Below are 16,642 nucleotides of genomic sequence, written 5' to 3'. Positions count from 1 at the left end.
GGAACATGTCCGGGGTGACGGAGCTTTTTGGCGAGCGCCCGCTGGTGATTCAAGCGAGTCGAACGCACTTTACTCCGCCGCCAACGCCCCATCATCATCCCCGGCGCGCTCCTGAGCCTGCCGGTTCCACATCTCCGCATACACGCCGTCCTGCCGCAGCAAGTCCGCATGCGTCCCCTTCTCGACGATCCGCCCCGCCTCCAGCACGACGATCTGGTCCGCATGTACGACCGTGGAGAGCCGGTGCGCGATCACGATCGTCGTACGGCCGCGCTCGATAGCCTCCAGCGTATCCAGGATCTCCGCCTCGGTCCGGCTATCCAGCGCCGACGTCGCCTCGTCCAGGATCAGGATCGGCGGGTTCTTGAGCAGCGTCCGCGCGATCGCCACGCGCTGCTTCTCGCCGCCCGACAGCTTTAACCCACGCTCGCCGACGCGCGTCTCATACCCTAGAGGCTGGCGCTCGATGAAGCCGGCAATCGCCGCGCCCTTCGCGGCAACCTTGACCTCAGGCATCTCAGCCCCCTCACGGCCATAGGCGATGTTGTACCCGATCGTGTCGTTGAACAGCACCGTATCCTGCGGCACGATCCCGATGGCGGCGCGCAGAGACGCCTGCCGCACCTGCGCGATATCCTGCCCGTCGACGGTAATCCGCCCGCCCGTCAGGTCGTAAAACCGGTACAGCAACCGCGCGAGCGTCGACTTCCCCGCCCCCGACGGCCCAACGACGGCCAGCGTAGATCCCGCCGGCACGTCCAGGTCCAGGTCGCGAAGGATCGGCCGCCCTGCGTCGTACCCGAACGACACCCCCTCGAACCGAACATGCCCCGCGCTCACCACCAGCGCAGGCGCGCCCGGCGCATCGACGACCGTGGCCGGCGTATCGATCAGGTCGAACATCGCCGCCATGTCGAGCGCGCCCTGCCGGATCGTCCGATACACCATCCCCAACAGGTCGAGCGGCCGGAACAGCTGCGCCAGCAGCGTCGATACGAACACCACGTCGCCCGCCGACGCCTCGCCGCGGCTCCACCGCCACACGACGAAGCCCATACCGCCCGCCAGCATCACGTTGGTGATCAGCGCCTGGCCGAGGTTCAGCCACGCGAGCGAATTCTCGCTCTTCACCGCCGCCTCGGAATACGCCGTGATCGCGCTGTCGTAACGCCGCGCCTCGCGCTCCTCGGCGCCGAAATACTTCACCGTCTCGAAGTTCAGCAGCGAATCCACCGCATGCGCGACCGCGCCGGTATCGAGGTCGTTCATCCGTGCACGCAACGCATTGCGCCAGTCGGTCACCATCCGCGTGAAAAGGATGTAGCCGACCACCATCACGACGGTCGCGACGACCAGCGGCCAGCCGAACTTGGTCCAGAACAGCCCCAGCACCAGGACGAGCTCGAACACCGTCGGCGCGATATTGAACAGGAGGAAATACAGCATCGTATCGATGCTCTTGGTGCCGCGCTCGACCACCTTGGTGACCGCGCCCGTCCGCCTGGACAGATGGAAATCGAGGCTCAGCGCATGCAGATGGCGAAACACCTGCGCCGCCAGTCGCCGCGACGCGTCCTGCCCGACGCGCTCGAACACCGCGTTGCGCAGATTGTCGAACAGCGTCGTCCCGAACCGCGATGCCGCGTACCCCACCACCAGCAGCACGACGAGCGTCAGCGCGGTACGATCGTTCCCCGCCATCCGGTCGACCGCATATTTCAACGTGAACGCCGCGCCGAAAACCTGGATCAGCTTCGACGCGATCACGAGCAGCATCGCGACGACGATCCGCGCCTTCAGCTTGGGCTGCCCCGCCGGCCACAGGAACGGCAGGAAGCGGCGGAGCGTCGGCAGCAACGGCTGGTCCGCGCGGGTGGAGGTGTACGTATCGGGTGGCATGGATCGAAGCGATGTAGGCGCAGTCAAGCCCCGGCGAAAGCAGTTGGCGGAACAATCCTGCCACTTCGTCGCTTTTGTTATCGTGTCCGATGTCGGGCACGACGCCTGTCACCGCGAGCCACTGGAGAGTGAAATGGAACCGCTGTTCTACGTCATGGCCATCATGGGCTGCGGCGACGGTAACGTGAACTGCACCGAGGCGCGGGTCATTCCGGCGCGCTACGAGACAATGGCGCAGTGCCGTGCGGCGCTACCCGATCAGTTGGCGCAGAACACCGACGTTCCATATCCGATGATCGGCGCAAACTGCCGTGCGCAGGGCCAGTTGATGGCGAAGGCCGGCAAGGCCAAGTCGCAGGGCTGACCCTACCTACGGCCATTCCCGCGAAGGCGGGAACGCGTACTGGCGACCGTCTCGACCGATCGATACGGCATAGATTATGGATCCCCGCTTTCGCGAGGATGACAGAGTTAAACCCGGGGCCGCGTCCACAACCGGGCATCTCTCACAGTGCGCGGATACAGTTTCTCCCGTCGAGCCGCTTCCCGCGCCGCCGTCACGATAAACCCCAATTTCTGCATCTCCGACGTCGTCACCCGGTGATCCCACGCGTGCTCCCCCCGAGCCGCCACGGTCCGCCCGATCGCCCCGTAAATCCCCGCCGCCGACAACACTGCCCAGGCCGAACGGAACGACAGCGCCGGCGTCCCCTCCCGAGCGCTAGCCTCGAACGCCGCAGCCCGATCCGCCATCCGCTTCGTCAACACCGCGAGCCGAGACCGAAACGGCGGCTTCATGTGCTGACCCGGTGGAAAGTCCATTTCGACCAGCCACTCCTCGGGCAGATAGCACCGCCCGACGCGGTCATCCTCCTCGACATCGCGCGCGATATTCGCGAGCTGGAACGCCATCCCCAGGTCGCACGCGCGATCGAGCGTATCCTCGTCCTCGGGATCGACGCCCATCGCGATCGCCATCATGCACCCGACGACGCCGGCGACATGGTAGCAATATTTGTAGAGGTCGTTCTCCGACCGCGGCCGCCACTCGCGCGCATCGAGCGCGAAGCCCTCGACGAGGTCGCGCGCGAACCGCTTTGGCAGCCGAGTCTCGGCGGCGAAAATCCGCAACGCATCGAACGCCGGCTCGCCGACGACTTCGCCCGCCAACGCCTGCTCGGTCATGGCCGAAAGCACCACGAGTCGAGCCGGCGCGTCCTCGACCACGGTCATCCCGTGGCCATGATCCTGCCCGTCGGCGATATCGTCGCACCGCCGACACCACGCATACAGCAGCCAAGCCCGCTCGCGCGTCGGCTTGTCGAACAACAGGCTGGCCGCTGCAAAACTTTTCGACCCGCGCGAAATCGACTCATGCGCAGTAGCCACGATCGCCTCGCGCGAGGGCAGGGGGTGGTTCACAAGATCACCCCGCCAACTACCACCCCGGCGAAGGCTGGGGCCCAATTGGAAAGGCCGAAGTAACGACGCGCAACGCAAACCAATTCACGTCCCTCAATTGGGCCCCGGCCTCCGCCGGGGTGGAGCAGGGTGTCGGGGTGTGGTTCGAAGCTCACAAATCCGACGCGTTCATCCGCACGATCGGCTGCGTCGGGACATGGTCCGCCATCCGGTCGAGCAGCACGTCCAGCGTATCCGCCACGATCAGCAGGTCCCGGTGCTGCGGCCGCAAAAAGCCAACCTCGCCCATCTTCTCCCAGAACGCGATCAGGTGATCGTAATACCCAGCGGTATTCAGCAGTCCGACCGGATCCGCATGATAGCCAAGCTGCGCCCAGCTCAGCGCCTCCCACAGCTCGTCCATCGTCCCCGTCCCACCCGGGATCGTGACGAATCCGTCGGAGAGATCGGTAAACATCTGCTTCCGCTGATGCATGCCGCTGACGACGTGCAGCTCGGTAAGCCCCCGATGCGCCACCTCCGCATCGACCAAGGCCTGCGGGATCACCCCGATAACCTCGCCACCACCCTCAAGCGCGCCATCCGCGATCGCACCCATCAGCCCGGTCCGCCCGCCGCCATAAACAAGGCCAATCCCCCGCTCGGCAAAAGCCAGCCCGAGCGCCCGAGCGTCTTTGATATAGGTGGGATCAGCCGGCGTCGCCGACCCGCAATACACAGCAAGTCTCTTCATCCCGCCTCGCTAGGGGAAGCGCGCGGGGTGCCGCAAGGAAAGAATGGGTTCACGCGAAGGCGCAAAGGCGCGAAGATGTCTTTCCTGTCGCAAAGCGACTTACACATCCCAAGCCGCGAAAACGGCTCATGCAGCATGGCGCTACGCCCTTCACGAAAATCTTAGCGCCTTCGCGCCTTCGCGTGAACAAAACCCCTTACTTCTCGCCCTCAAGCATCAACCGAGCAGTCGCCTTCGCACTCCCCACAACCCCCGGAATACCCGCCCCCGGATGCGTCCCAGCGCCCACGAAGTACAAATTGGGAATATGCTCGTCGCGGTTGTGCACCCGGAAATACGCGCTCTGCGTCAACACCGGTTCCAGCGAGAACGCCGACCCCAGATGCGCATTCAGATCCTCCGCGAAATCCTTCGGCGCATACGAGAACTTCGTCACGATCCGCTCGTGGATATCCGGGATCAACCGCCGCCCGATCTCGTCGAGGATGCGCTTTTCCAAGATCGGCGCGATCTCGTCCCAGTCGACCGGGAATTTCCCGAGATGCGGTACCGGCGCCAACGCATAAAACGTCGAATGCCCCTCCGGCGCCAGCGAAGGATCGGTCACGGTCGGATGATGCAGGTACAGTGAGAAATCTTCCGACAGCACGCCATGATCGTAAATGTCCTCGAGCAGCCCCTTATAGCGCGGCCCGAACAGGATCATGTGGTGCGGGATGCCCGGCCACGTGCCCTTGATCCCGAAATGCACGACGAACAGCGACGGCGAATATTTCTTCCGCTCGAGCGACCCCGTCTTCCGCTTGGCACTGCGCGACGTCGCCAGCAGGTCGCGATACGTGTGCATGATGTCGCTGTTCGCCGCGATCGCATCCGCCTGACCTGACCAGCCGCTCGCCGTCGTCACGCCCGTCGCGCGATCGCCCAAAGTCTCGATCGAGGTCACCGGATCGTCGAGCCTCAACACGCCGCCTAAGCGCTCGAACTGCGTCACCAGCGCCGCCACCAGACGATTGGTCCCGCCACGCGCGAACCACACCCCGCCGTCACGCTCCAGCTTGTGGATCAGCGCATAGATCGCGCTCGTCGTCATCGGATTGCCGCCGACCAGCAGCGTATGGAACGACAGTGCCTCGCGCAACTTCTCCGACTTCACGAAGCTCGACACGATCGAATAGACCGACCGCCACGCCTGGTATTTCGCTAACGCCGGCGCCGCCTTGATCATCGACCCGAAGTCGAGGAACGCGACATGGCCGAGCTTCTCGTATCCCTCGTGGAACACACCCGCCGAATATTGCAGGAACTTCTCGTATCCCGCCCAGTCGCCGGGATGCAGCTTCTCGATCTCGGCGCGCATCTGCACGTCGTCGTTGGTATAATCGAAATTCGTCCCGTCCGGCCAGTTCAGGCGGTAGAACGGCAGCACCGGATCGAGCGTCACGTCCTCGCTCATGTCCCGCCCGGTCAGCGCCCACAGCTCGCGCAGGCAATCCGGATCGGTGATGACCGTCGGCCCCGCATCGAACGTGAAGCCGTCGCGCTCCCAGAAATACCCACGGCCGCCCGGCTTGTCGCGGCTCTCGACGATCGTCGTCTGCACGCCCGCGGATTGCAGCCGGATCGCGAGCGCCAGCCCGCCGAAGCCTGCGCCGATGACTATTGCGGTCTTCATGATGACATACTGCCTGCGATGGCGCGGACGGCGCGCACGATGGGGACGGGGGGCTTGCCGGTCAGAACGCGAGCCTTGTCGGAAAGCGTCGAGCGTCCGGCGTAGAAACGGCCGATGAGCGAGGGTGAGAGGCGGTAGAAGCGCTCGAGGATGCGGTAGCGTTCCTCCGGTTCGGCGGCGCGGAACAACATCGTGTCGAGCATCCGGTAGAAGCCGCGGCTTTTCCACGTCGCCCGCGCCATCGCATGCGTCACATCGTGGAGTTTCGCGCCGGTGAAATCATCGAGGCCCGCCAGCATCGAAGCGGTCCGCACCGCATCGGGCAGCGAGTACCCCGTCGTCGGATGAAACATCCCCGCGCGCATCCCGGCCTTGGCGACATGCGCGCCACCCGACCGCCAATACGCCTCGAAATCACCACCCATCGCCACCGGCAGCACGCCCGATTCCACGCGCGCCGCCTGCGCCACGGCCCAGCCGCGCGCCTCGGCATAGTCGTGGATGCGGGTCGTGAGCGCCTCGACATCGAGATCGGGAGTGTCGCTGTAATAGGTGTCCTCGACGAACATCCGGTCGGCGGCGAGCGGCAGGCAATAGACGAAGCGATAGCCGTCGATCTGCGGCACGGTCGCGTCCATCACCGTCGGCTTGGGGCTGTCGTGCGGCGCGTTCAGCACCAGCTCGCGCCCGACGAACTTCTGCCACGCCAGATCGAGTAGCGACAGGTCGCCCGGGCCCCGCACGTCGATCACGCCCTTGGCTTCGATCCGGTCGCCATCCGCCAGCACCACCGCGGTCGGACTCGCGCCCGACACTTTCCGTCCCAGCATCAACGCATGCGGCGGCAGCACGCGGCGCACCTCGCGGTCGAGCCGCTCGCTCTCGATCGAATAATAGGTCGCGTCGATCGTCCGCGCATGAGCCGGGAAACGCACGTCGTACCCCCGCCACGCATGCACCACGAGCGGCGCGACGATCCAGCGATCGCCTTGCGCCACGTCGCTCCCGAAGAACGACCAGAGATGATTGCCGCCAACGACCGTTGCAGAGTCGATCAGCCGCACGTCGAGTGCCGGATGCCTGGCCTTGAGCGCCAGCGCGATCATCCCGCCGGCCAGGCCCGCGCCGACGATCGCGACGTCGCAGGAGATCGTCGATGCCATCTGCTCGGACTAGCGCAAAGCAGCGAGCACGAAAACAGGCTTTCCGAAGCAATCGCGGCCGAAGACAACCTGCGTTGCCAGGAGCGTGGGGGAGGCGAGGGAGGCGGGGCGGCAGACGGGAAAGGATAACCTACCGATCCTCCCCCGCAAGGGGGAGGTGGCAGGCGTTTGCCTGACGGAGGGGGAGGACAGGGGAACCGCCGTGCCGGGTCCTCCCCCTCCGTCACCTTCGGCGACACCTCCCCCTGCCGGGGGAGGATTGCAGAACTCCTTGGCGGAGGAGGATTGAACGATCGAGGATCAAGGATCGCGCCGTTCGCGCCGTGCGAAGGAAGAAAGCCGCTCTTGCCCCCCCTCCCTGGAAGGGAGGGGCTGGGGGTGGGTCGGCGTCCGCATACCCGCACGCGAGTGGCTCAAGCTGGCCGACCCACCCCCGACCCCTCCCTTCCAGGGAGGGGAGAGCACGTGGCAACGATACCTGCCCTTCCAGGGAGGGGAATACGTGGCAACAATACCCTCCCTCCAGCAAGGGGAGCGGGCCCAGCAACGGATACCCCTCGACCAAGATCACCCTTAGACAGTAAGAATGCCCACGCCCCCATCCGCCCCCACGCTGACCACCGCGCGCCTCACGCTCACCGGCCACACCGCCGCCGATCTCGACGACTGCGCAGCGATGGCGGCCGACCCCCGCGTCTATGCAATGCTTACCGGCCAGCCCCGATCGCGCGAGGACGTCTGGATCCGCCTCCTCCGTTCGATCGGCCAATGGACGCTGTTCGGCTACGGCAGCTGGATCGCGCGCGATACGGCCACGGGCCAGTTGATCGGCGAACTCGGCCTGATCAAGGCCCGCCGCGCGATCGAGCCCTCGATCGACGCGACTCCCGAAGTCGGCTGGACGCTCACCGGCGACGCGCAAGGCCGGGGCTACGCCTCCGAAGCGCTCGCCGCGATCCTCGCCTGGACCGACGCGCGCATCCCCGCGACGACCTGCATCATCGATCCCGCCAACGCCCCCTCGATCCGGCTTGCCGAGCGCCTCGGCTACCGCCTGCGCACGACCGGCACGTACCGAGACGCGCCGATCCTGATCCTCGACCGCGCCGCGCCCGACGCTATTTCTGCGCGGTGACGACCGGCGTCTGCACCGAAGCGATCGGCATCGGATCGCCCGCCCGGTCATAGAACGCCATCAACACCAGCCCCAGGGCCAGGATGCTGCCGGCGATCACGTAGATCAGCCTTTTGTGGTCCTTGCCCGTATCCCGGCCAGTATTCCGCCCCGTATCCCCGCGCGCGGCGCTATGGTTTGCCATGCATCACTCTCCGAATTGGCAGGTCATCCTGCTCTAGGGAAGGAAGCTATCAGGATTCCACGCACTGCATAGAGCGTATTGCAACGCCAGGATTTTCCAGGACTGGGCCTGCGCCGTCACCCCGGAGAACAGAGCAGCGGACGTAATTACGTACATGCTGCGAAATGTCCCATCACAGTCCCGTCGCCCGACCGAGCGCCAACGGAAGCTGTGGTACTTGCGCTACGGGTCCTGGCAATTCCGATCGCCGTCGGCATGCCAGGTTTGGCGATGGCGGTCGCGACGGGTATGGGCGGAGGCTATCATGTGGTGCGGGAGGTTTTCCCGCGGTTCATGTGGCGGAGAGCAATGGGGACACGGCCGATCACGGTCGGTCGCCATCGGCGACATCATGAACGATACGGGTGCAAACATGGCCATCATTTCCGAACCTGGGATCGGCTCTGCGACACCGGCGAACACGGTGTTGAAGACGGGGCGGACCATGCCGAAGCGACTGTACGGCGCGGCGAGTCTCGGCGCGGTGTGGATGATGCTGGCTGCGACCGCGCCGGTCACGCGGCTCGACGTCGAGGTCGACAATCTGCGCTCGGCGAAGGGGACGATCCGGATATGCCTCACCGCAGATCCCGATAATTTCCCCGCCTGCGTCGACGATGCCAACGCGATGACCCGGTCGATCCCCGCCAGCGTCCACGCGACCAGCTTCCCCGGTCTGCCGCAACGCGCCTATGCGCTCGCGATCATCCACGACGAGAACAACAACGCCAAGCTCGATACGATCGCCGGCATCCCGCGCGAGGGCTATGGTTTCTCGCGCAATGCCGCGGTCCGGTTCGGCCCGCCGCGCTTTTCCGCCGCCGAGTTCACGCTCGCCGGTGATGCCGATATGCAACAGGTGAAAATGCGTTACATCTTCTGACGAATCGTAACGGACCGAAATTGGTTTCCCCGCGTTTCGCCGTGGAACCTTTTTGTCCGGAGCACGTCCTTGCGCGCATTCATTCTGTTTCTGTCTGCCGCATCCGCGGTACTCGCGACCGCCACCCCCGCTCTCGCACAGACCGATCCCAACCCGTCGCCGCCGATCACCAACCCTGCCGACAACAACCGTGTCACGGTCGCGCTCGGGGTGGTGTCGATGCCCGATTACGAAGGCGCGGACAGCAATTCCTTCACGCCCGCCGGTGCCGTTGTCGGCACGGTGCGCGGCCATGATTTCTTCCTGCGCGGCACGCAGCTGTACTTCAACCTGATCCCGAACACGGGCGCAGTCGGCACCAATTTCGAACTCGGCGTCATCGGCGGCATCCGTCGCGATCGTACCGGCGATATCGACAACCGTCAGGTCCGCGCGCTCGGCAAGATCGATACCGCCTATGAGCTTGGCGGCTATGTCGGCATCGCCCGGACCGGCGTCATCACCAGCGACTACGACACGCTCACCGCGCGCGTCGCCTATGTCCACGACGTCTCGGGCACCTATGACAGCTACGTCGTCACGCCGCAGGTGAACTACACCACGCCGCTGTCGGTGCGGACGCTCGTCTCGCTCGGCGTGTCGGCGGATTATGCGGGCAAGGGCTTCGGCCGGACCTATGCGGCAGTGACGCCGATCGGTTCGCTGGCCAGCGGTCTGCGCACCTATGACGTCAACGACAGCGGTTTCCGCCGCGTCAACGCGTCGCTGTTCGTGGTGCAGAGTCTGTCGGGCGATCTCCGCCACGGCCTCGGCGTCGGCGCGGGCGTGCTCTACGGCCGCATGGTCGGCAAGTACAAGGACACCCCGATCGTCGCCGACGTCGGCGATGCGGATCAGTGGCTGGGTGCGGTCGGACTGACCTACACCTTCTGATCCCAACCTGCCGGGTCTGTTTCGGCAGGCTCTCAGGTCTTGCGAATAAATCACCCGCCCGGCGCATCCGGGCGGGTTTTTCGTGCGTACCTCGTTGTGGACTGGACTTTGCGATTACGGACCTTAAACCGTCATACGTCGCGATTAAGTCAATAAGAACAATACGATACCCGACCGTATCACCCACAAGGGGAGGACCCTGACATGACCGAGAGCGTGCACCTGATCGAAGCCCTCGACGCTCGCGCAGAGCGACGCAGCGAGCGGCGGGATTTCTTCAAGAACGCGCTCGGCGCGGCGGCGATCACCGCCGCCGGTGCGACCGCATTGTCCTTCTCCAGCTCGGCATCGGCACAGACGATCACCGACGCGGATGTCCTGAACTTCGCGCTCAACCTCGAATATCTCGAGGCGCAGTTCTACTCCTACGCCGCCTACGGCACCGGTCTCGACAACAGCCTATTGTCGGGCACCGGTCAGCAGGGTGCGGTTCTCGGCGGTCGGCAGGTCACCTTCACCGACCCGATCGTCCAGCAATATGCGCGGGAGATCGCGCAGGACGAGATCGCCCACGTCAAGTTCCTCCGCACCGCGCTCGGCACCGCCGCCGTCTCGCAGCCGGCGATCGACGTCAGCGTCTCGCCGACCAGCGCGTTCTCGACCGCCGCGCAGGCGGCGGGTCTCGTCCCCGCCGGCACCGCGTTCGACCCCTATTTCTCCGACGAGAACTTCCTGCTCGGCGCGTTCATCTTCGAGGACGTCGGCGTGACCGCCTACAAGGGCGCCGCCCCGTTGCTTACCAGCAAGGCATATCTCGAGGCCGCTGCCGGTCTGCTCGCGGTCGAGGCGTATCACGCCGCGATCGTCCGCACGACGCTGTACGGCAAGGGTATCGACACGCCGGCGCTGCGCACCTCGGCGGATGCGATCTCGAAGGCGCGCGACAGCCTCGACGGCGGTGGCGCGAACACGATGATGTTCGGCGCCGGCGATCTCGACCAGGGCATCTCGCCCTACAGCCAGACGCCGACCAACCTCGCGACGACGCAGGTCGCCGTCACGACGTCGAACATCGTGCCCCTCGATGCGAACGGCATCGCGTACAGCCGCTCGACCAGCCAGGTGCTCAACATCGTGTATCTCAACAGCGGTGCGGCGTCGGCAGGCGGGTTCTACCCGTCGGGCATGAACGGCAACATCAAGACGAGCGTCGCGGCGAGCTGATCCAGCCCAACGCCCTTCGCTTTCTTCGCTATTCAGGGGATTAACCCAATGACCGACATCAAGAATACGCTCGAGATCTTCGACGCGATCGAAACCCGCCGCAACGAACGCCGCAGCTTCCTCCGGTTCGCCGGCGGCAGCGCGGTCGCGCTTGGCGGCGCCTCGCTGCTCGCCGCCTGCGGTGGTGACGACAACGACAGCGTGACGCCGGCTCCGACGCCCACGCCGACCCCGGCGACCGGCGTGACCGACCCGGACGTGCTGAACTTCGCGCTCAACCTCGAATATCTCGAAGCGCAGTTCTACGCCTATGCCGCGTTCGGCGTCGGCCTCAACGCCAGCCTGCTGACCGGCGTCGGTACGCAGGGCGCGGTCGTCACGGGCACCGGTGCCGGCTTCCCGCGCCAGGTCGCCTTCCAGGATGCCGTCGTCCAGCAATACGCGCGTGAGATCGCGATCGACGAAGTCGCGCACGTCGCGTTCCTGCGCAGCGCACTCGGTGCATCGGCCGCAGCGCAGCCGGCGATCAACATCTCCGGTGGCACCGCCGCCGCCCCCGGCGCCTTCAGCCTCGCCGCCCGCGCAGCAGGCGTGGTCGATGCGAACACCGGCGTGTTCGATCCCTATGCGGACGACAACAGCTTCCTGCTCGGCGCATATATCTTCGAGGACGTCGGCGTCTCGGCCTACAAGGGCGCGGCACCGCTGATCAGCAACAAGACCTATCTCGAGGCCGCTGCCGGCATTCTCGCCGCCGAGGCCTATCATGCCGGCCTGATCCGCACGATCCTGTACCGCAAGGGTCTGCAGACGCCGAACCCGATCACTGCACTGATCACCAATGCGAACAAGATCAGCGACGCGCGCGACAGCCTCGACGGCACCGTCACCAACGCGTCGACCGGCGTGATCGGCGACGACGACCAGGGCATCACCGGGTCGGACGCGACGATCTCGAACATCGTCCCGACCGACGCCAACGGCCTCGCCTACAGCCGGTCGACCGGCCAGGTGCTCAACATCGTCTACCTCAGCAAGGCCGCGGTCTCGCTCGGCGGCTTCTTCCCCGCCGGCGTCAACGGCTCGATCCGGACGTCTGCGGCAAACGCGTAATGCGCAGCCGGAGGACGACGGTCCTCCGGCAAGCACGGCCAGCGCAGCACAGCACGCCACAAGGCGTAGCTTTGCTACGACTGACGGCGCGCGGAGTGAAAGAAAAGGCCGTTGCCCCAACCCGGGCAGCGGCCTTTCTCGTTTAAGCCGACCAGCATCCCAACTCACGCCACCCCGGCGAAGGCCGGGGCCCAGTCGGAAAGGTGGATATGACGAAGCATCGCCGATCGTTACCGCCGTCCCCCAATTGGGCCCCGGCCTCCGCCGGGGTGGTGAACTCGCAAGCGGCGAGATACCAAAACGACTCTTAGGGCGCACGGTGCCCGCACACTCCCACCACCAAATTCCCCATTGCACCCCACCCTGACGCCCCTATGCTCACCCCACCCCGGGGGAGCGCTAATCCGCGCTTGAGAGGAAGGCAGGAGCCTTCGACCCGCTGAACCTGATCCGGTTGATACCGGCGGAGGGAGGGAGCGGTCGCCACAGAACCGCAATCCTTGCTCCGAGACCCGTAGGAGCAAGCGCATGGCCATCGATACGCAATCTAAGTCCACCGACATCGGCGTAACCACCGGCCCGATCCGAGGCTCCCGCAAAATCCACGTAGCGGTCCCGACCAGCCCCGACGTCCGCGTCGCCATGCGCGAGATCGTCCTAGACCCAAGCTGCAGCGAGCCCCCGCTACGCGTCTACGACACCAGCGGCCCCTACACGGACCCCCGCGCGACAATCGACATCAACGCCGGCCTCCCGCAACTCCGCCGCGCCTGGATCGAAGCCCGAGGCGACGTGGAATCCTACGAAGCCCGAGAACTCCGCCCCGAAGACAACGGCCAGCTAGGCCCCGACCGTTCCGGCGGAGTCCCCCAGTTCCCCGCCACCATCAAGCGCCCCCTCCGCGCGCGCGCCGGCGCCAACGTCAGCCAGATGCACTACGCGCGACGTGGGATAATCACCCCAGAAATGGAATATGTCGCCACCCGCGAAAACCTCGGCCGCGCCATGCTGAAAGACTACGCGAGAGACGGCGAAAGCTTCGGCGCGAGCATTCCCGACTTCGTAACCCCCGAATTCGTCCGCGACGAGATCGCCCGCGGCCGCGCGATCATCCCCAACAACATCAACCACCCCGAATCCGAACCGATGGCGATCGGCCGCAACTTCCTCGTCAAGATCAACGCCAACATCGGCAACTCCGCGGTCGCCTCCAACGTCGCCGCCGAAGTCGACAAGCTCGTCTGGTCGATCCGCTGGGGCGCGGACACGGTCATGGACCTCAGCACCGGCCGCAACATCCACGACACCCGCGAATGGATCCTCCGCAACTCGCCGGTCCCGATCGGCACCGTCCCGATCTACCAGGCGCTCGAAAAGGTCGGCGGCGTCGCCGAGGACCTCACCTGGGAGATCTTCCGCGACACGCTCATCGAGCAGGCCGAACAGGGCGTCGATTACTTCACGATCCACGCCGGCGTCCGCCTCGCCTACATTCCGATGACCGCGAAACGCGTCACCGGCATCGTCTCGCGCGGCGGCTCGATCATGGCGAAATGGTGCCTCAGCCACCACAAGGAGAGCTTCCTCTACGAGCGCTTCGACGAGATCACCGAGATCATGAAGGCCTACGACATCGCCTATAGCCTAGGCGACGGCCTGCGCCCCGGCAGCATCGCCGACGCCAACGACGAAGCGCAGTTCAGCGAACTCTACACGCTCGGCGAACTCACCCACCGCGCGTGGAAGAGCGACGTCCAGGTCATGATCGAAGGCCCAGGCCACGTGCCGATGCACAAGATCAAGGAGAACATGGAAAAGCAGCTCGAAGTCTGCGGCGAAGCACCCTTCTACACGCTAGGGCCGCTCACGACGGACATAGCCCCCGGCTACGACCACATCACGTCGGGCATCGGCGCCGCCCAGATCGGCTGGTACGGCACCGCGATGCTCTGCTACGTCACGCCGAAAGAGCATCTAGGTCTCCCCGACCGCGACGACGTTAAGGTCGGCGTAGTCACCTACAAACTAGCCGCCCACGCCGCCGACCTGGCAAAGGGCCACCCCGCCGCCCAGATGCGCGACGACGCGCTCAGCCGCGCCCGCTTCGAGTTCCGCTGGAGAGACCAGTTCAACCTCTCCCTCGACCCCGACACCGCCGAACAATACCACGACCAGACGCTCCCCGCAGAAGGCGCCAAGACCGCGCACTTTTGCTCGATGTGCGGCCCAAAATTCTGCTCGATGAAGATCACCCAAGAGGTCCGCGACTTCGCGGCGAAACAGAACGCGCCGGCGGATACGTTTCTGGCGGCGGACACGGCCGCAACTACTGCCGACACCGAACGCCAGCTATTTGCAAAGGGCGCGCCTGAGGATGCTGAGAAGGGGATGTCAGCGATGAGCGAGGTGTTTAGAGAGAGAGGCAGTTTAATTTATCTGCCGGCGAAAGAGTGAAGATGCCCGATGCTATTTTCGGACGCACGATCCAATTGTTTTTGGTCGACGGCACGCCCAACGGGCTAAGGAAGGCCACGATCCATGGCTGGACGGGACTGACATTCGTCGCCACAGACGCGACTTTTGCCGCTTTGGTCGCCCGCCCCGAATTGGATCGCACTGGCGTCTACGTTCTTCATGGACCCGACCCGACAAAGTCGGGTGCAACCCGTGCCTACATCGGCTCGGCCAACAGCGTCACCGAGCGGATCAAGCAAAGCGCCGGAAAGCGAGCGTTTTGGGAGACCGCCATCGCAGTGACCACCAGCGATGATGACCTTTCGAAAGGCCATGTTGAGTATTTGGAAGCTCGGCTGATCGAGATGGCGGTGGCTGCAAAACGTGTTGAGTTGGACAACGGTACGCAGCCTGCCGGGCATCGGCGGCGCCTTCCTGAGGCCGATCAGGCAAATATGGAGCAGTTCCTGCTGAACTTGCAGGTTATACTGCCGGTAATTGGTCTCGATCTGCTAAAACCCCAGCCAAAAGCGGCTGCGCAAACGGCGATTCCGGCAGAGCAAAGAACAGCCCAGGATGTTCATTTCGAAATAAACCACAAGGCGGGTGCCAAGGCTGAGGCCGTTGAAGAAGACGGTGAGTTTATAGTATTAGAAGGATCACAGGCACTCAAAGAATCAGGATTTTCGTCAAACTCGTACTCCTTCTTAAAAAACACGCTGATTGTAAGCGGAGCTTTGGTTCCGACTGCTGATGAGCAATATACTTTTACGAGGCCTTATGCGTTTAACAGTCCATCCGCTGCCGCGGCGGTAGTGTTGGATCGCAACGCCAATGGCCGCACAGAATGGAAGGTGAAGGGCTCGAAACATACGTATGCAGACTGGAAACTTGCTCAAACGGGCATTGGCTAGTTCCGGTTAAAAAATTCTAGGACGCATCGAAACGGGCGTTCTATAGGCTGAAGATACGCTGTCGCTATAGGTGTCGGGTCGAATACACCGCCTTATGCAGGACGCGCACGATTAACACCTCATCAGACGTAACCTTGTAGAAAATCCGATGCTCGCCGGTCGGCAGGCTGCGTACTCCCCCCGGCAGATCTGTCCGTAGGACGCCGAATTCGTGGAATACCGAAAGGCGCTCGAACGTCGCGTTGATCGCTCGCAGATATGCCGTCAGTGGCAGGGACTATCGCGCTCGCCACCTTCGGCGGGGCAGGGGAAAAACCCCTTGTTCGACATATCGGCTACGGCTTGGGTTCCAGCGTCTGTCGCGAGATTCCATCGTCCGTTGCTGAGCACGGTCCCGTCTTGCGCGCGAAGTTCGCTCTTCAACATATCGACCATGAAAGGGAACGCCGCGCGGATATCGGCGCGGGTGGTCCAGCGGGGGGCGTCGACGATGCGGTAGGCATAGTCGACGGTGCCACTGCGATCACCGGTCGACGCGTGGCGAAGCGTCGTGACCTGTTTGCGGCCGAAACACAGTTGCGGCTGGGGCGGACTTTCTGGTGACAGGCGGTGAAGGCGGGCGTCGCGCAAGCCGGCCGTGGTGATCGCAATCCGGGTGCGCGCGTTGTCTCCTGCCGGATCGGGTAACGATACGCGACGGACTAGGCCCGTCGCTGCCAATGCGTCGACGGCCGGCGTAGCCAGGCTCTGCGTGCTGAATACGATCGGCCAGCTTGCGGATAGCAGCGGCGCACACACTCGAACGCCTTCGATACTCCGGCGCAGACCGGCGACCGTTTCGGGTGATTGTGCGGACGGATTGTTCCGGCAC

Annotated in this window: 16 protein-coding genes and 1 riboswitch; of the genes, 8 read left to right on the top strand and 8 right to left on the bottom strand. The window is 64.6% G+C overall.

Features of this window, described 5'->3' with window-relative positions:
- Positions 1-69: 69 nt before the first annotated feature.
- Positions 70-1,899 carry an ABC transporter ATP-binding protein/permease gene (locus tag C8J47_RS15400; protein ID WP_121886413.1) on the bottom strand — a complete coding sequence of 610 codons (1,830 nt, stop codon included), beginning with the start codon at positions 1,897-1,899 and terminating at the stop codon, positions 70-72.
- A 133-nt stretch (positions 1,900-2,032) separates the two neighbouring features.
- Here C8J47_RS15400 and C8J47_RS15395 point away from each other — a divergent pair, with 133 nt between their 5' ends.
- Positions 2,033-2,263 (top strand): hypothetical protein, encoded by a 231-nt coding sequence (locus tag C8J47_RS15395; RefSeq protein WP_121886522.1) that lies wholly within the window; start codon positions 2,033-2,035, stop codon positions 2,261-2,263.
- A gap of 107 nt (positions 2,264-2,370) precedes the next feature.
- On the opposite strand, the gene C8J47_RS15390 is transcribed toward C8J47_RS15395, so the two are convergent.
- From C8J47_RS15390 to crtY, 4 genes are all read right to left on the bottom strand, one after another.
- The gene (locus C8J47_RS15390; RefSeq protein WP_121886412.1) at positions 2,371-3,321 is read right to left on the bottom strand and encodes a phytoene/squalene synthase family protein; all 951 of its coding nucleotides are present in this window, start codon (positions 3,319-3,321) and stop codon (positions 2,371-2,373) included.
- A 151-nt stretch (positions 3,322-3,472) separates the two neighbouring features.
- Positions 3,473-4,054, bottom strand: a complete 582-nt coding sequence (locus tag C8J47_RS15385; protein ID WP_121886411.1) for a TIGR00730 family Rossman fold protein — start codon at positions 4,052-4,054, stop codon at positions 3,473-3,475.
- A 196-nt stretch (positions 4,055-4,250) separates the two neighbouring features.
- A complete protein-coding gene (locus tag C8J47_RS15380; protein WP_056487654.1) occupies positions 4,251-5,729 on the bottom strand; it encodes a phytoene desaturase in 1,479 nt (492 codons plus the stop codon).
- Complete coding sequence (gene crtY, locus C8J47_RS15375) at positions 5,726-6,892, bottom strand: lycopene beta-cyclase CrtY (RefSeq protein WP_121886410.1); 1,167 nt, start codon at positions 6,890-6,892, stop codon at positions 5,726-5,728. The genes C8J47_RS15380 and crtY overlap by 4 nt, the downstream gene beginning before the upstream one ends.
- Before the next feature lie 586 nt (positions 6,893-7,478).
- Here crtY and C8J47_RS15370 point away from each other — a divergent pair.
- A complete protein-coding gene (locus C8J47_RS15370) occupies positions 7,479-8,027 on the top strand; it encodes a GNAT family N-acetyltransferase (RefSeq protein ID WP_121886409.1) in 549 nt (182 codons plus the stop codon).
- Here C8J47_RS15370 and C8J47_RS15365 read toward each other — a convergent pair.
- A complete protein-coding gene (locus C8J47_RS15365) occupies positions 8,011-8,211 on the bottom strand; it encodes a hypothetical protein (protein WP_121886408.1) in 201 nt (66 codons plus the stop codon). The two genes, C8J47_RS15370 and C8J47_RS15365, sit on opposite strands and share 17 nt — an antisense overlap.
- Positions 8,212-8,623: 412 nt before the next feature.
- Between C8J47_RS15365 and C8J47_RS15360 the strand changes: the two genes are divergently transcribed.
- The 6 genes from C8J47_RS15360 (at position 8,624) to C8J47_RS15335 (ending at position 15,771) form a co-directional block, all read left to right on the top strand.
- Positions 8,624-9,133, top strand: coding sequence for a DUF2141 domain-containing protein (locus C8J47_RS15360; protein ID WP_235529776.1), 510 nt, complete (start codon positions 8,624-8,626; stop codon positions 9,131-9,133).
- Between the two features lie 69 nt (positions 9,134-9,202).
- Complete coding sequence (locus C8J47_RS15355) at positions 9,203-10,066, top strand: MipA/OmpV family protein (RefSeq protein WP_121886407.1); 864 nt, start codon at positions 9,203-9,205, stop codon at positions 10,064-10,066.
- Between the two features lie 204 nt (positions 10,067-10,270).
- Complete coding sequence (locus C8J47_RS15350; RefSeq protein ID WP_121886406.1) at positions 10,271-11,290, top strand: ferritin-like domain-containing protein; 1,020 nt, start codon at positions 10,271-10,273, stop codon at positions 11,288-11,290.
- A gap of 48 nt (positions 11,291-11,338) precedes the next feature.
- Complete coding sequence (locus tag C8J47_RS15345) at positions 11,339-12,403, top strand: ferritin-like domain-containing protein (protein ID WP_121886405.1); 1,065 nt, start codon at positions 11,339-11,341, stop codon at positions 12,401-12,403.
- A 379-nt stretch (positions 12,404-12,782) separates the two neighbouring features.
- A riboswitch (TPP riboswitch) is annotated at positions 12,783-12,892 on the top strand.
- Positions 12,893-12,931: 39 nt separating this feature from the next.
- Positions 12,932-14,857: a phosphomethylpyrimidine synthase ThiC gene (gene thiC / locus C8J47_RS15340; RefSeq protein WP_121886404.1), complete on the top strand. Its 1,926-nt coding sequence runs from the start codon at positions 12,932-12,934 to the stop codon at positions 14,855-14,857.
- A gap of 2 nt (positions 14,858-14,859) precedes the next feature.
- Positions 14,860-15,771, top strand: a complete 912-nt coding sequence (locus C8J47_RS15335; RefSeq protein WP_121886403.1) for a GIY-YIG nuclease family protein — start codon at positions 14,860-14,862, stop codon at positions 15,769-15,771.
- A 64-nt stretch (positions 15,772-15,835) separates the two neighbouring features.
- On the opposite strand, the gene C8J47_RS19835 is transcribed toward C8J47_RS15335, so the two are convergent.
- Positions 15,836-16,027, bottom strand: a complete 192-nt coding sequence (locus C8J47_RS19835) for a type II toxin-antitoxin system RelE/ParE family toxin (protein WP_404969287.1) — start codon at positions 16,025-16,027, stop codon at positions 15,836-15,838.
- Between the two features lie 8 nt (positions 16,028-16,035).
- Positions 16,036-16,401 carry a hypothetical protein gene (locus tag C8J47_RS19380; RefSeq protein ID WP_147454348.1) on the bottom strand — a complete coding sequence of 122 codons (366 nt, stop codon included), beginning with the start codon at positions 16,399-16,401 and terminating at the stop codon, positions 16,036-16,038.
- Between the last annotated feature and the right edge of the window lie 241 nt (positions 16,402-16,642).

It is taken from the genome of Sphingomonas sp. PP-F2F-G114-C0414, assembly GCF_003688595.1.
GTDB lineage: Bacteria > Pseudomonadota > Alphaproteobacteria > Sphingomonadales > Sphingomonadaceae > Sphingomonas.
This window is presented reverse-complemented; position numbering and strand designations above follow the sequence as displayed.